The sequence below is a fragment of the Hahella sp. NBU794 genome (assembly GCF_050749805.1).
GTDB lineage: Bacteria > Pseudomonadota > Gammaproteobacteria > Pseudomonadales > Oleiphilaceae > Hahella.
Genome location: NZ_CP192738.1, coordinates 3887384 through 3901819, shown reverse-complemented (window position 1 = coordinate 3901819; position 14436 = coordinate 3887384). Strand labels below are relative to the sequence as shown.

At 50.6% G+C, this 14436-nt stretch carries 17 protein-coding genes; 13 read left to right on the top strand and 4 right to left on the bottom strand.

Going from position 1 to position 14436, the window contains the following annotated elements; genetic code table 11:
- Nucleotides 1-42 precede the first annotated feature (42 nt).
- From ACQYWX_RS17195 to ACQYWX_RS17165, 7 genes are all read left to right on the top strand, one after another.
- Entirely contained in the window at nucleotides 43-519 is a 477-nt protein-coding gene (locus tag ACQYWX_RS17195; RefSeq protein WP_431685703.1) for a cupredoxin domain-containing protein, read from the top strand.
- A 133-nt stretch (nucleotides 520-652) separates the two neighbouring features.
- Nucleotides 653-1066: a hypothetical protein gene (locus tag ACQYWX_RS17190; RefSeq protein ID WP_431685702.1), complete on the top strand. Its 414-nt coding sequence runs from the start codon at nucleotides 653-655 to the stop codon at nucleotides 1064-1066.
- Nucleotides 1063-1623, top strand: a complete 561-nt coding sequence (locus ACQYWX_RS17185; RefSeq protein ID WP_431685701.1) for an SMI1/KNR4 family protein — start codon at nucleotides 1063-1065, stop codon at nucleotides 1621-1623. The genes ACQYWX_RS17190 and ACQYWX_RS17185 overlap by 4 nt, the downstream gene beginning before the upstream one ends.
- A complete protein-coding gene (locus ACQYWX_RS17180) occupies nucleotides 1620-2087 on the top strand; it encodes a c-type cytochrome (protein WP_216739209.1) in 468 nt (155 codons plus the stop codon). The genes ACQYWX_RS17185 and ACQYWX_RS17180 overlap by 4 nt, the downstream gene beginning before the upstream one ends.
- Nucleotides 2088-2865: 778 nt before the next feature.
- The gene (locus tag ACQYWX_RS17175; protein ID WP_216739282.1) at nucleotides 2866-3387 is read left to right on the top strand and encodes an NUDIX hydrolase; all 522 of its coding nucleotides are present in this window, start codon (nucleotides 2866-2868) and stop codon (nucleotides 3385-3387) included.
- Nucleotides 3371-4081 (top strand): lysozyme inhibitor LprI family protein, encoded by a 711-nt coding sequence (locus ACQYWX_RS17170; protein WP_216739208.1) that lies wholly within the window; start codon nucleotides 3371-3373, stop codon nucleotides 4079-4081. The genes ACQYWX_RS17175 and ACQYWX_RS17170 overlap by 17 nt, the downstream gene beginning before the upstream one ends.
- The gene (locus ACQYWX_RS17165) at nucleotides 4078-4386 is read left to right on the top strand and encodes a hypothetical protein (RefSeq protein WP_431685700.1); all 309 of its coding nucleotides are present in this window, start codon (nucleotides 4078-4080) and stop codon (nucleotides 4384-4386) included. Before ACQYWX_RS17170 ends, ACQYWX_RS17165 begins: the two co-directional genes overlap by 4 nt.
- A 34-nt stretch (nucleotides 4387-4420) precedes the next feature.
- Here the strand turns inward: ACQYWX_RS17165 and ACQYWX_RS17160 are convergent, their stop codons facing one another.
- Nucleotides 4421-4882, bottom strand: a complete 462-nt coding sequence (locus ACQYWX_RS17160; RefSeq protein WP_431685699.1) for a pyridoxamine 5'-phosphate oxidase family protein — start codon at nucleotides 4880-4882, stop codon at nucleotides 4421-4423.
- 204 nt (nucleotides 4883-5086) lie between these two features.
- Here ACQYWX_RS17160 and ACQYWX_RS17155 point away from each other — a divergent pair, with 204 nt between their 5' ends.
- On the top strand, nucleotides 5087-5713 hold the full coding sequence (locus ACQYWX_RS17155; protein ID WP_431685698.1) for a protein phosphatase 2C domain-containing protein: 627 nt from the start codon (nucleotides 5087-5089) through the stop codon (nucleotides 5711-5713).
- Nucleotides 5714-5985: 272 nt separating this feature from the next.
- A complete protein-coding gene (locus tag ACQYWX_RS17150) occupies nucleotides 5986-6405 on the top strand; it encodes a hypothetical protein (protein ID WP_431685697.1) in 420 nt (139 codons plus the stop codon).
- 46 nt (nucleotides 6406-6451) lie between these two features.
- Here ACQYWX_RS17150 and ACQYWX_RS17145 read toward each other — a convergent pair whose 3' ends face one another.
- Nucleotides 6452-7078: a response regulator gene (locus ACQYWX_RS17145; protein ID WP_431685696.1), complete on the bottom strand. Its 627-nt coding sequence runs from the start codon at nucleotides 7076-7078 to the stop codon at nucleotides 6452-6454.
- Nucleotides 7079-7816: 738 nt separating this feature from the next.
- Here ACQYWX_RS17145 and ACQYWX_RS17140 point away from each other — a divergent pair.
- From ACQYWX_RS17140 to ACQYWX_RS17130, 3 genes are all read left to right on the top strand, one after another.
- A complete protein-coding gene (locus tag ACQYWX_RS17140; protein ID WP_431685695.1) occupies nucleotides 7817-9097 on the top strand; it encodes a hypothetical protein in 1281 nt (426 codons plus the stop codon).
- 477 nt (nucleotides 9098-9574) lie between these two features.
- Nucleotides 9575-11719 carry a trypsin-like serine protease gene (locus tag ACQYWX_RS17135; RefSeq protein WP_431685694.1) on the top strand — a complete coding sequence of 715 codons (2145 nt, stop codon included), beginning with the start codon at nucleotides 9575-9577 and terminating at the stop codon, nucleotides 11717-11719.
- A 199-nt stretch (nucleotides 11720-11918) separates the two neighbouring features.
- Complete coding sequence (locus tag ACQYWX_RS17130) at nucleotides 11919-12626, top strand: Crp/Fnr family transcriptional regulator (RefSeq protein ID WP_431685693.1); 708 nt, start codon at nucleotides 11919-11921, stop codon at nucleotides 12624-12626.
- Between the two features lie 3 nt (nucleotides 12627-12629).
- Here ACQYWX_RS17130 and ACQYWX_RS17125 read toward each other — a convergent pair whose 3' ends face one another.
- Together ACQYWX_RS17125 and ACQYWX_RS17120 are read right to left on the bottom strand one after the other, a co-directional pair.
- Nucleotides 12630-13160, bottom strand: coding sequence for a DUF7482 domain-containing protein (locus tag ACQYWX_RS17125; RefSeq protein WP_431685692.1), 531 nt, complete (start codon nucleotides 13158-13160; stop codon nucleotides 12630-12632).
- A gap of 86 nt (nucleotides 13161-13246) precedes the next feature.
- Nucleotides 13247-13714, bottom strand: a complete 468-nt coding sequence (locus ACQYWX_RS17120) for a copper chaperone PCu(A)C (RefSeq protein ID WP_216740445.1) — start codon at nucleotides 13712-13714, stop codon at nucleotides 13247-13249.
- 207 nt (nucleotides 13715-13921) lie between these two features.
- Here ACQYWX_RS17120 and ACQYWX_RS17115 point away from each other — a divergent pair, with 207 nt between their 5' ends.
- The gene (locus tag ACQYWX_RS17115) at nucleotides 13922-14407 is read left to right on the top strand and encodes a hypothetical protein (protein ID WP_431685691.1); all 486 of its coding nucleotides are present in this window, start codon (nucleotides 13922-13924) and stop codon (nucleotides 14405-14407) included.
- Nucleotides 14408-14436: the final 29 nt, after the last annotated feature.

The window sequence follows — 14436 nt, the reverse complement described above, 5'->3', positions numbered from 1 at the left end:
GTGAACAAATCCTTAAGTAAAACGAAGCAAGAAGAGAAAAAGATGTTATTAAAAAACTGGATGATCGGCACGCTGTTTATGAGCGCCAGTGTGACAGTCGCTGCTTCCGGCGGCCATGGCCATTCCCACCATCACGAGTCGAAAGCCTCCCCGGCCGGCGCCCCTGGCGACGCCGCCAAAGTAAGCCGCACCATTGAAATAAAGGCCACTGACGCCATGAAATTCGAGCCGGGGGCGATCGAAGTCAAAGCGGGAGAAACCGTGAAACTGGTGATTACCAACGCCGGCCAGGTGCGTCATGAATTCTCTTTGGGTACGGAAGAAGAACACCGCGCCCACGGCGAAATGATGCGCACCATGCCGGACATGAAACACGACGATGGCTCCTCCGTCTCCCTGGAACCCGGCGAAAGCCGCGAAATCGTCTGGACCTTCGCCAGCGCCGGAACCTTCGAAATGGCCTGCAACTTACCCGGCCACTATGAAGCGGGCATGCACGGCGACGTGACGGTGAAATAATCCCTGTCGCGATAACTTCGCCAGAAGCTGCGCAGGGATGCGTGGCTTAACGCTTGGTAGTCGAGTCTCGTGCGGCGAAAAATGATAAGCTGAAAGCACCTGTTTTTAAGCAAGCTGTAACGTCATACATATCATGCACACACTGGAAATATATAGCGCCCCAAGTTCTAGAGACAAGGCCAGATCCTTTGCTGACTACAAGATTGGCAATATCAGATTGGCGAAACATCTCGGAATAAATGACGACTTCAGCGCTATTGAAGTTGACCGTGATTATGCGAAGCAGCTACTACTGAGAATGCCTTCATGTCTGGCCTCAGGACGCGTTCCCCTCTATTTGTGCGGTTGTTGTGCGGACTTGGGTTGCGGCGCAGTAACGGTAAAGGTTGAAGACCTGGGTGGCCGGATAAAATGGAGCGACATTGGATGGGAATCAAACTGGAAGCAAGGCTTCAGTCAGAATAACTGGATGAAAAGAACCAGCCCTTTCTACTTCGACAAGACGGCTTATATCTCCGCCTTGCGGGGTTATTCGATGCGAAAATGATGTATAGCCTGGAAAAGCTGGCCGAAGTTAATGATATGGTGAGCGGATATGTCTGTCACCAAGAAAAGCCAACCCTGGACAGCATTAACCGGGTCAATGAACACTTTGGATTTTCGTTGCCCCAAGGACTGATAGATTTCGCAATGCTATCGGCTAAATTTGGCAGTTTCTTCGCCAGCCTGGGGGAAGACTACTACAACCACTACCATATCATCAGAGTAAACAGGATATTTCGCAGGTTGCGCAGAAGGGCTCATGGCGATAAATGGCGGGCCGCCAAACCAAAGCCGTATATAGTGATTAATCATGGTCATGATCGATGTTGTGACTGTATTGATACAAGCGATTGGAACGAGGCGATACAGGAGTATCGAATAGTATTTTGGTATCCCGGCGCAAAGGAAGTCGAATATAGGTATGACAGTTTCCTGCACTACATTAACCATCATGTTATGGCGCACGCGAATTACCACTTAAATAACATCAATAGCTCTGGAAATATTCGCACGCCTTCGCGAGAAGTTGCAGAGCGGCTCAAGAGGGTATTGGAGTTATGACCTTAAACATGAAAGTAGTGCAGTGTCGAGCGGCATACCGTCGGTTCGCTATGGCGATAGGACTGGGCTTAACGCTGATATTATCGGCTTGCACGCAACCCCAAACAGACACCGGCCGTTGGTACACAAAAGCTCAGGCTGAAACAGGAAAAACCTTATTTGAAGCCAATTGTGGGGTGTGTCATGGGCGTCGCGCCCAAGGGCTGGCGGAGAATTGGAAGAAGCCGGACGCCAATGGACATTATCCGCCCCCACCGCTGAACGGAACAGCGCATGCGTGGCACCATCCCATGGAAACGCTGTTAGCGACGATCGAAAATGGCGGTGCGCCGGTAGGAGGCGTAATGCCGGCCTTTGGCGACAAGTTCAATCAGGAGCAGAAACTGGCGTTGGTCGCCTATTTCCAAAGCCTGTGGCCGGATGATATCTACCAACAATGGCGAGAAATCGACGACCGTAATTAGGTCCCAGGAATTCTTATAAACAACGGGATTATGAAACCGCTAATCGCTACAATGCCGCCCCCATAGCAGCTTGGCGCGGTGAAGTATTGAACTGGAAACGCTACGGCTGAATTTAAAACAGAGATAAGGGAACGTTGGTCGGTAGCACATGTATTTAGCGGTATTTTTTGTTGTCATAAGTGTATTGGGATTAGCGGGGGCGGTTTTTGGACTTAACAGCACCAGAGAAGCGTTTTATTTAGGGCTGATATTCGTATTTTGGGGAATGTTCGCCATTAGCGCCGGTAGTTTACTGCGCAGAATGAAGTATTTTAAAAACTCCCGGCCGCCAGTGTCTGTGCACATATTAGGCATTTCCGTATTTGCCGTGCTCGCAATTCCCATCGTTACTAAATGGGTCCAAACTGATTTTTCAAATCCGAAAGTACTTCTTGTGCCTCTGATAGGCGTCGCATGTGTCTATGGCGTTTATGGACTCTACTGGTTGCGTATGAGAAGGGACGTTATCTAAGTTCGTTGACGCCGAGGGTGCAGGCGCCGCATGAATCTACTGCGGTGACTCGCCTCAAATGACGCGACCCATTAAGCAATCAAACTACGTAATCAAATCACCAAAACTCATATATTTAAACTACGGGCTTGCCGGACCTCCACTCGCTACAATGCCGTCCGCCAGGGTAAATCGGAGACGACGTTGTCCTGATGATTGATTTTTGGGTGCGGATTGATCAGTCTCAAGTGACTTAATAATCATTTCAAGAGGTGTAGTTCAGTGGATATTAAGTACTGCAGTCAATGTGGAGGTTCGGTCAGTCTGGCCACACCCGCCGGCGATAGTCATTCCCGTCATATCTGCGATCAGTGCGGATATGTTCATTATCAAAATCCCAAAGTCGTAACGGGCTGTCTGGTGTATCAGGGCGACAAAGTGCTGTTATGCAAGCGGGCCATTGAGCCGCGGTTAGGGATGTGGACCGTGCCGGCGGGATTTATGGAGAATGGTGAAAGCACTCGGGACGCGGCGAAGCGGGAGACCATGGAGGAATCCGGCGCTATCGTGGCGATGCAAGATCTGTTTCTGGTGGCCAATCTGCCGCACGCCAATCAGGTGTATATGCTGTATCTGGCGGAGTTGAAGGATACCGGCCCTCATGGTCCTGAGACCTCCGGGACGCAATTGTTTAATAAAGATGATCTGCCTTGGGATGAGGTTGGCTTCTATACCGTAAAATATGGATTGATGCGGTTTTTTGAAGATTTGGATAAAGGTAAATTCAGCTTACATGAAATTGATTTCTAGGCTGCGCAGATACGGGCTTGTCTCCGTCAGCGCGGCATTCCTGCTTTTTAACGGCGCGATATGCGCCGCGGCCAGTTTTGATTGCGCTCAAGCGTCGTCCAGCGTTGAAACGCTGATATGCGAAGACGAAAACCTGTCTAACCTGGATGAACAGCTGGCTGCTGCATACAAGCAGGCCAGAGAGTCTCAGTTCGGTAAAGAGATAAAATTCAGCCAGACATTGTGGTTGAAAGAGGCGCGCAACCTGTGTGTAGACGCAGACTGCCTGCGCAACGCCTATGAGCGACGCATTGAGCTGCTGGGCAAGTTAGGCGGCATGCGGGGTTTATTCCGCGCCAGATATGAGCGCCAACTGGTGGGCGAGGTAGATGCGCCGCAGGTTCCCGACTATCTGGAAGTCAGCAGCGATAACGGCGGAGTGCTGCAATTCGCCTACGAATCCAATCATGCGAATGGTCACAGTTGTAACGTTGAAGGCGAAGCATTGCAGGCGAAAAGCGGCGTATACGAATATCGTGACCTGGATGTGGGCCAATGTGTGTTCCGCATTTATCTGGAAGATGAGTCCTTGGTGTTCGAGGATGTCGACGGCGCCTGCCGTACTTATTACTGCGGCGCCAGAGGCTTTATTGCAAAAGATCGTTTCTCTATTGAGTCGCCGAAAGCGTTACAGGTTTTGAGTGGTGAGAAATGATAGATTTCAGTGGTCGGGATGAAGCCGCTCAGGATGTCATGGCGCATTATGCTCTGCGATTTGGCGACCCCTTTATCGTAGGCCTTTCACAAAACGCTGTACCAGTGGCGACGCCGGAGCAGGCAACTGAACTGGCGGAGTTCTTCTGGTGGATGCTGGACCAGTCCATTGCTGATGGTGAGAGTGGAAAACTCTACGATGCTAACGTTCCATTTTGGGTGGAAAGGCTGATGACGATCATCAGTGGTTATTTGACCGTCCAGGGCTTTGAAAAGGAGTGGGAAATTGTGAGTGATAGAGCCTAACGCTCCGTTAAGCTCTCCTGGCGACAGCCGATACTCAATCGGCCTTCATCTCGACGCCATAAGTCTTCATCGCGCTTTCAACCTGCTGTTTAACGTTTATCTCAGGAAAAAGCAGGTAGCTTGGGGCGAGAATGTTGGTGGACTTGGATATGCTGATCTCAAAGATACTCTTGATGGGGAAGTTATCTCCCGCCAATGTTTTAAGTTGGTCCAGATAGTCATTCCATTCTGGAGCTGCAGGCTCGATTACCCGCGCATCGCCTTTTATTTTGCAGCCTCTTTGCTCAAAGACATCGATATAGCTGACGCAAACTCTGGGATTAGCGCGGATATTGCGTTCACTGATGGGAGAGGCGATGTTGGCGATTAATAATGTCGTGGGATTCAGGGCGAGGAAAATCTCTTTCGGCGAGACATTGGGTTCTCCCTCAAGACTTGATGTAGCCAGCCAGCAAAGTACGCTTTTATTGGCGTATTCCTGAATATCCAGTTTCATAAGTTAGTCCATATAAGTTAGTGGAATGACGGCTGTTCATTTCCAGTCAGGCAGTCAAACAGTCGCCGGCAAAAAAGGTGACGGAGCGGGCTGTGCTTCTCGTGATATTGCCAAGCTTTAAGAGAAACGCCTGTTAGGCGGCGATTATACTATCACTATGAAAAATCGATAAAATTCAACCATATTCCCGAGTATAACGCCATCGTGGAAGAATTCTCCCCCTTCGACTTGTCCCACTACCTTGAAGCCAATTCCTCACACGGTGAGGATGCGTTGTTTGTACAGGAAAAAGACGGTTGCATCTGGTTCTGCATCGCTGATGGGGCAGGTGGCCTGGCTGGAGGTAAAGAAGCTTCAGACTATGTGGCTAACGCATTCACTCGGCTGCTTGAAGAAGAATTGAATTCGCCAGATGAATTTGAGCGTCATTTACGGCGTTGGGATCGTGAAATTGCGGCTACGTCCCCCTTGGGTGAGACGACGGCGGTGATTGGTAAAGTCACCAACGGCGAGGTGATTGGCGCCAGTGTCGGCGACTCTCAATGTTGGCTGTTCCACCCTGACTTTGTGTATGAATTGACGCAACTGCAACATCGCAAGCCTTTATTAGGATGTGGCGAAGCGGTTCCTATCGGCTTTGGTCCGATGATTCTCCAGGGAGTATTAGTCGTCGGTAGCGACGGTTTTTTCAATTACGCCTCGCTGGCGCAAATCAAACAGTTGGCGAACTTCGCCAGTAACGCGACGGCGTCGCAGTTCGCTGATTTGGCGCGGAATAAAAGTGGGGCATTGGCGGATGATTTATCGATTATTGTGATCCGCCAGTCGTAAATGTCAGCCTTCTATAAACCAGGCTCAATTCGTTATCTCAGCGGGCCTTTAAAAGCGGCCAAATAAAGTGATAGTTACTCCGAAGAAGCTACGTATCTGATTAATACTTAGAGCGTCTTCCTTACACTAAATACAGTATTCACTCGAAATACAAGGTCTGACTCACAGGGTAAAGTTCAAGTCGGCCATTTAATTCAAAAAGCACTTGTAGCTTTAAAGGGAGTGAATTAAATGTTAGATCGCCACTTTAACTGCTAAAGGAGTAGTTTCTTATGAAAAAATTATTTGCAATGATTGCTATGACTTTTTTGTCTTCATCCGCGATGGCGGACATGTCTGGAAAATGGACCTTGGCTTATGATTACGGGTGCGATGGCACTAATAAGGCGTCAGTTTTAACGTTTACGGAAGAATCCAGCGACGCCTCTGAAAGTAAAGGCGTGTTCGCAACTTCAGGGGGTGGATCAGGCCGGTATTTGGAGAAGAAAGTTAAACTTGATCATGTTCTTATTTTTCAATATAAGAGTAATAACACATACAATACGGTCTATGCAGCTAAAAATACAGGTGTAAATAATTTCACTGGGGTTATGCAAAATACTGGAAACGATGCGGGTAGCAACACTGGTTGTTTTTATATATCTAGGCTTGGGAGTGTAAATGGCATGGAGTTAGAGCCAGAGTCCGAATAGGATCCTTAAAAAGAGCAGCCTGAATCAGGCTGCTCTTTTTGATACTCTATATATCTAATCCTTCTTTAATAGCGTACCGCACTAAATCAGTAGCTCGGTGTAGCCCAAGCTTTCTCATTAGTCGCGTTCTGTGCGTGTCGACTGTTCTTGGTGAAATATGTAACTCTTTGGCAATTTCTTTATTAGAAAGTCCATTGGAAATATAGTGAACTATCTCCGTTTCTCTTGTGGTTAAGCCTTCATGGGACCGGTTTAACCGATAAGTGGCCAGTTCGCTATTCTGTTCTATAGAAAGGTATATTTTGCCTTGTGAAACCAGCTCGATAGCGCTCAAAAGATGCTCAAACGCTTCGTCTTTAAGCAAATAACCTGATGCTCCTTGAATCATCGCGTGATCGATGATCTTGATTTCTTTATGCATAGTGAGAAAAATAATTCGGGTGTTGAGTCCTGCCGCCAAAACATGTGACATAACTTCAAGGCCATTCATCCCAGGCATGGAAATATCCAATATGGCAATGTCTGGTTTAAGGTTCTCAATAAAGGTCAATGCCTCTGTGCCGTTATCACAATCATGCGCTATCTCTATTTCTGAGTTATTACTAATAAGAGAAATTAGCCCCTGCCGAAATACTTGATGATCATCGGCTATTAAAATTTTTATATTTTTCATGTTTTTAAATAATTAGCTGAATAAAGTTAATCAAAGGTTTCGGCGTTATGCCTTTGTCCATTCAGTCCAATCTATGTTGAGGCGCCTCCTTAGATCAGTCTACAGGCGTATTTTCCAGGAGCACGATAGCTTCATTACATTTCCGTCTTCTGTGCAACTCTAAAGAAACAACTTTTCTATGAATAATGATCTTGGTTATTTAGAGAAAGCGTTAATACGGCTGATCGTTTTGTAGATGTTGCTTTGTGTTCTTTGATATTTGGAATACTAATGTCGGATTCGAATATGGCCGAGATGCACTGTCACGGACTACTACTGACGCGGATGAATGATGAAACAAGAAGTGGAGTGATTTTTCGACGTGTTAGCATAGCGTTTCCCTTCGCATACATGATGACACTGTTGATTGAAATCCCGGAAATAATATGAATTAACAAGAGTTGATAGTCAAACACCAGATTACCCAAATAGTCATCCTCTACGGAGTAGGCAGAGGGTTTTCATCAATCAGGCGTCAATCGCTTCTGAACCTTACCCCTCTACAGAAAAGTCGGAAAGGCGACAGTATCGCTCTGTTGAGTGCAGTTAGTGTTAGTCGGGTTGAGCTTATTTGAACCCTGTTCATTCAGCGGCGGTTGTTTTCGCTGAAGGGGAAAGAGCTCTTTTAAATCATTGCTGGAGAAGTGAGCCGTACCAGAAAAGACCTAATAAAGCATGCAAGATCAAGGAGCTGAAACGATGCGCAAGAATAAAACGGGTCTGATGAGGGCGGTAAGCGCCAAGGGGAATATCCGCGGTTTTGGCCTGAAGAGGCGATTCAGGAAACTGGCGTTAGGCGTGACGGCCCTCGCGCTGGCGTTGGGCGTTTCTGGCGTAGCGAGTGCGGAGGCGTCAGCGGCTGCTCCGGAAATGAGGGATGTGCTGTTGGTGGGGAATGCGCAAAGCGGGACTGTCAGCTTTATCGATCCATACACCTTTCTCAATCTGGGGTCGGTGAATGTGACGGAAGATAAGGAGGAACGCATCAGCGAGATGGGCATTCTGAAGCTGCTGTACGATGCGTTTATTAATGAAAACGGCGGCGAACGCAATGTGGACGACGTTTTTCTGTCGCCGGACGGGACGGTGTTGTATGTCTCCCGGGGCTATCTGGGAGACGTGGCCGCATTTGATCTTACCGCGCCGGGACATCGCATGCTGTGGCGGCATCCCGTGCCGGGATTTCATGCGGATCATGCGGCGCTTTCTCCCGATGGCGGGACGCTGGTGGTTTCCGATTCCACATCCAAGAAAGCCTTTCTGATAGACGCCGTCACCGGCAGACGCACAGGCGAATTCGCTACGGGAGACTTTCCTCATCAAAACGATTTCTCCCCGGACGGTAAGCGCATCTACAACACCAGTATCGGCAACGTATTGCTGCCTCACGCCTTGAACTTTATGAAAGGCGAGCGCTCATTACGCATTGTCGATGCGGAATCCCTGCAGTTGTTGCGCACCATCAAGTTTCCCCAGGGAGTGCGTCCCAATGTGTTTACGCCGGATGAGAAAACCTTGTACGCCCAGCTTTCCTATCTGCGTGGATTTGTGAAAGTGGATCTGGAGCAGGGTGCTATTACTCATACGGTGGAATTGCCCGCCAGCGAATTCGGCAAAGCCAACTATCCCAATTATGACGATTTCCCGAAGAACTCGGCGCATCATGGTCTGGCGCTGTCCGGCGATGGCAAGAAACTCTGTCTGGCGGGAACCATCGATAACTATGTTGCGATCATTTCCACGGAAACCCTCGCCACTGATCGCATTATGGATGGCTATGATCTTCCGTATTGGGCGACGACCAGCTCTGATGGCGCCTACTGCTTCGTTTCCAATAGCGTGGAGGGCACGGTGGGCGTGTTTGACTACACTACCACTCAGGAAGCCGCCCGCATTCCCGTCGGCGAGTTCCCGCAACGCTCCCGGATGGGGAAAGCTCCGCAATCCGTGTTGAACAGCTTGGACTCCGTACAGGGATAATCCGCTTTCCATACCAGACGCCGCCATCAGTGCGGCGTCTTTACAAACATTCCCCTGGCAATTGTTCGTAACGAGCAATTTTCTCTTTTTCATCAGTGACATATCGGCGAAAACCCGAGACACAATCACATAGTTGCATATCCCTTTTTCTTATCGGATTTCGCCGCTTATTCGATGCATTAGAGTCTAGTCTCATTTGTATCGACCCTGGCTGAACCCCCTGTCGTTTCTAGCCTTGGCGGTATTCTCTCAAACGCTGCGAGTAGGCCCTGGTTCCTAGCATATCTGTCCGAATTGTAGGCCACTTTGTGAGCGTGTTAGCTTGGTCAGGCTGGGCGCCGATTTGGTTTGCTGTTGCGGGAGCGTCTCTGTGTCCCGAAATTAGCGTTCAGAATCAAGCAGGTAGCAGTTGTCAGAATAATCTAGAAGAAGCTGCCTGATGTTATTAACACCAATCGCCAATGAACTGATAGAACTATGAAACCGTTTCAAAAGAACCTGCTGGCAGGGATGATTGCCGGCCTCACCTTTAGCGGCGCGAGCTACGCGAACCCAAGCGCGCCGGAAGATCTAAGCGTATATCGCAATTTGACGCCCAAGATCGTCGGCGGTGAAGACGCCGCCGAGGGCGAATTTCCCTTTATGGTGTATCTGCAATACAACGGCGGCCAGTGGTGCGGCGCGTCGGTAATAGATGATTATTATGTGCTCACTGCGGCGCACTGTACCGCTGGTATTTCTGCTGAAAGCTTCAAAGCCGTCATCGGTCTGCACGACCAGAACGACATGCGCGACGCACAGAAAATCCAAGTGGTGGAAGTGATCAATCACCCAGAGTTTAATGAACAGACTCTGGAGAACGACATCGCCTTGCTGAAGCTGTCGGAAAAAGTGGATGAGAAGTACACCCGCATTACTCTGGGCGACTCTAATGACATAATGCCCGGCAGCGATGTGACAGTTATCGGCTGGGGCGCGCTACGTGAAAATGGCGGCTCCCCGGATATCCTGCAGAAAGTGGATGTGCCGGTCGTGTCTCTCGATGAGTGTCGTATGGCCTACGGCGACGACGCGATCTATGACTATAGCCTTTGCGCGGGGCTGGAGCAGGGCGGGAAAGACTCCTGTCAGGGCGACTCCGGCGGTCCTTTGTTTGTTAACCAGGCCGGTGAGTTCCGTCAGTTGGGTATCGTAAGCTGGGGCGATGGTTGCGCAAGACCAGGAAAATACGGCGTATACACGGCTGTGCCCAGCTTCAAGGACTGGGTAACCTCTTATGTCGGCGGCGACACGCCAGATCCCGGCGATCCGGATGATCCAGACGGTCCCGATGACGGCGATGGCGACGACGATAACGTGCTGGGCAACGGTAAGCCGATTGAGGATTTGAACGGCGTTTCCGACAGCAAGGTTTATTACACTATCGAAGTGCCTGAAGGCGCCAAGCATCTCTCCGTCAAGATCGAAGGCGGTCGCGGAGATGTCGATCTGTACGTCAGAGCGGAAGAAGATCCGACGCTAACCGAATACGATTGCCGTCCCTACAAAAATGGCAATGAAGAGGTCTGTGACGACTTGGTCGTGAGACCTGGCGTGTATCACATCATGCTGCACGGTTATTTGCGCTATAGCGGCGTGACGTTGACCGCCTCTTATGACGATGACTCGACAGATCCAACCGATCCAACCGATCCAACTGATCCAACTGATCCAACTGATCCAACTGATCCAACTGATCCAACTGATCCAACTGATCCAACTGATCCAACTGATCCAACCGATCCAACTGATCCAACGGACCCAACTGATCCAACTGATCCAACTGATCCAACCGATCCAACTGATCCAACTGATCCAACTGATCCAACTGATCCAACTGATCCAACTGATCCAACTGATCCAACTGATCCAACTGATCCAACTGATCCAACTGATCCAACTGATCCAACTGATCCAACTGATCCAACAGATCCATCAGATCCATCAGATCCAACCGATCCAACCGATCCAACTGATCCGACCGACCCAACTGATCCAATCGATCCGGACGATCCTGGATTTCCGACAGATCCAAATGACCCTAATGATCCTAACGAGCCAGGTGAACCAACCGATCCTACAGATCCAACGGACCCGACCGATCCTACAGATCCGACGGACCCAACTGATCCCACAGATCCTACTAATCCAGACGATTGCGAGCTGACCGAATCACAAAAAGCCCTGTTAGAAGCGCATAACCAGGCGCGTAGCGAGGGCCGTAACTGTGGTTCAGCCTACTTCCCGGCCGCAGAGCCATTGGTATGGAACTGTAAGCTGGGCGCCGCGGCGACCAAGCACACTGAAGATATGGTGAACAACAACTTCTTCAGCCATACCGGTTCCGATGGTTCGCAGGTCGGCGATCGCACTCGTGCGGAAGGCTATAACTCCTGGCGCGTAGGCGAGAACATCGCCGCGGGTTATGAGTCTACACAGCAGGTTATGGCTGGGTGGCTGAAGAGCCCGGGTCATTGTTCCAATATCATGGGAGCGGAGTACACCGAAATGGGCGCGAAGAAAGTGAGCACGTCCTCGGCCAGTTATCCGCATTACTGGACCTCCGTGTTCGGCGGAGAATAATCCAGCCTTCACGCCGCGCCGCCCGGACCCTCCTGCGGCGCGGTCTTTTTCACTTGTTCCCTTTCCTTTCCTGAATACCCGCCCTTTGCAGCAGTCTTTCCAACGATAAGCGCGCAATTGATATCGAAGTTTTGTAAGATCTGAGCCTGAATCGCGCAAAATTTCATTGCCATCAACCCAAAATAATAAGCGCTGCGCCATGCCTGACAAGCTGTCCACCCACGAGTATTACGACCTGCTAAACCGCGGAGCCTGGTTTCGCGCTATTCCTGAAGACTTAAAGACAGACCTGCTGAATCTGGCGCAAATTAAAGGGCTTCGAACGGGGGAGTTTCTGTTTCGACGCGGTGACAAGCCTGCAGGTATTTACGCCGTGGTGAAAGGATCGTTGAGAGTCACTGGCGTTAACGAAAATGGTAAGGAGGCGATTCTTGCGTTTGTGGAGCCCCCTAACTGGTTCGGAGAAATCGCCTTGTTTGACAGACTGGACCGCACTCACAGCGCCCTGGCGGAAACCCCGACAACCTTGTTGCACTTGCCGCAAAAAGGTCTGGAAACGCTACTGGCGGCGAAGCCGCATTTCTGGCGGGACTTCGGTGTGCTGCTTTGTTTTAAGCTGCGCTTGGCGTTTCGCGCGGTGGAAGACGCCACTCTGTTGCCTGCGCCTCTGCGATTGGCGCGCAGATTGGTGGTGATGGCGGAGGGCTATGGCGACTTCAGCGGACAGGCGCGACGGGCGATACATATACAGCAGGAGCAACTGGGCATGATGCTGGGGGTGTCCAGGCAGACGGTTAACCAGATATTGAAAGAGCTGGAGCAGAAAGGGCTTATCGCCACGTCCTATGGTGAAATCCAGATCCTCGAAATGGATGCGTTGAAGTCACAGGCAGGCATGCTGGAATAGCAATCACCACTCATAGCGATCGATGCGTTCGCCTTCGTAATGCACCACAGGGCAGTTCACCACGATGTCGGTGCGATGAATCTCCAGCTTTCCCTGGCTCTCCGCTACGAATACCTGCTCCTCGGATTTAAGCTCTACAGGCGCGACGCCGGCTTTCCAAACCACCTCATACATCAGCCACAAAGGACTGTATTGAATGTTGACGCTTTTCGAACCTGGCGGCTCTGGCGCGGAGGGAAATATGCTGGGCTGGTCGAAATTACGAACCCGGTAGACCCTTTCCAGCACAGTACGAACCTGTGGTGGCTTGGGATAATCTGGAATCGCATCTTTCAAGCGGGGCGCATAATTGGCCTGCATCATCGCCGCCATATCCCGATCGGAGACGTCTGTGGTGATGTAGTAGACGCGCTCGCCGTCGTACCAGGCGGGATGCACCGCTACATCCACTTGGGGGCCGTGTGCATTGGAGTATCCCTGTCCCGCACAGCCGGGCAGAGCGAGGGCGAAAACCCATATGGCGAGGCGCTGCATGTCCAACTCCCTTGTTCGCATTCCTTTCCAGTGTAGACAAGGATGCGCCCATACGCTTGCGCGAAAGGCGGGAGAAGAGCGTTGTGTCAGGGGCCTTCGTAGGAAATAGGTTTGACCTCAAACTCCACGGAAACCGCGCCGCCATCGGCAAGATTCAGGGTGACGTTGACATGGTCGCCGGGATTCAGCGGACGCTGACGCTGCATCAACATCAGATGCATACCGCCGGGAGCGAATGAGATGTGGCTTCCCGCCGTCACTGCAAGGCCTTCCCCCATGTGCTGCATACTCATTTGACCGCTGTCGTTGACGGTCTGATGCATCATGACATGCCCGAAGTCCGCGCTCTCGGCGCTGATAATGGTGATAGTCTCGGCGGACGAATTGTTGAGCGTGAAGTAGCCCGCCATGGGTATGGTTCCCGGCGTAAAACGAATCCAGGCGTTACTGGTTTCAACCGCCTGCGCGCCTTCATTCTGCGCATAGACAAGCACTGGCGAGGACATTAGGGTGGTGGCGATAAGGGCTTGGATCAGGCTTTTTTTCATCATCATTGAGAGATATCAGGTGCGGTTACGGGGCTAGGGCGATTATTAATTAGGGGATTCAATCAGGGCCCAAGCCTAACACAGGGCGCACACTGAGAAAATGTAGCGTTAACGCGGAGTTATGCGTCAAATTGTCGCTGGACAATTTCTGATCCGAAAGGCACACTGCGCGGCCATATCCTTCCCATCTTCAGCGCGAATGAGGTTTTGACGTTGCAGTTCAAGCGTTATTGGGTGAGGGGAGCAGTATTGCTCGCCCTGGTGTTGTTTCTGGCGTCGTTAGGTCTGGTGCGGCAATGGCTTCCCAGCTCAGGCGCTCTCGATATCGACCAATTCAAGAATATCCAGTATTTGAAAGTCACTGAATGCACGCCTGAACGAGGTCAGTGTAGCCTTCCGGTCGATGCAGGCAATGTAAGCTTTTCATTTGGCGATGAGCCGATTCATCCCGCGCGCGCATTTCCGATTCGTCTCCAACTACACGGCATAGAGGCGGAACGGGTCCGTGTCGACTTTGAGGGCGCCGATATGTACATGGGGCTTAACCAGACCAAACTAACGCGGATGGCGGACGGATCATATCAAGGGGAAGGATACCTGCCCGTATGCATTACCGGACGTATGCTGTGGAAGGCGACGATTTTCATCGGCAGAGAGAGCGACACGCTGGCGCTGGTGTCGGAGTTTGTCACGGAGTAAGTAAAACGTCCCTGTTCGGTTGTAGTCGG